General features: G+C 69.0%; 1 protein-coding gene. It reads right to left on the bottom strand.

Annotated elements, in window-relative coordinates:
• On the bottom strand, nt 1-232 hold a 232-nt coding region (locus tag NVV99_RS26970; RefSeq protein WP_260783356.1), incomplete at both ends, for a hypothetical protein.

Here is a 232-nt window from a genome sequence, read left to right as displayed (position 1 = left end):
CTTGCGCGGGGTACCCATCGACTCCCCGGTGTCCGGGTTCACCCAATCGACCCAGGCTTCGTACTCATCCGCCGACAGCGACCGAGCAGCGGTGACCTCGCCGGTCGCGTCGATCACGGCGTACTCGGCCACGGCCTGGTCTGCGCCGAGGTAGTACTCGTCAGCGCGGGAGCGGTCGGCCTCGACATAGGCGCGCGCGGCAGCACCGCTGCCGTGGAACAGCTTCACTCCA

It is taken from the genome of Rhodococcus sp. PAE-6 (genome assembly GCF_025290685.1).
Classification (GTDB): Bacteria; Actinomycetota; Actinomycetes; order Mycobacteriales; family Mycobacteriaceae; genus Rhodococcus; species Rhodococcus pyridinivorans.
This window is presented reverse-complemented; position numbering and strand designations above follow the sequence as displayed.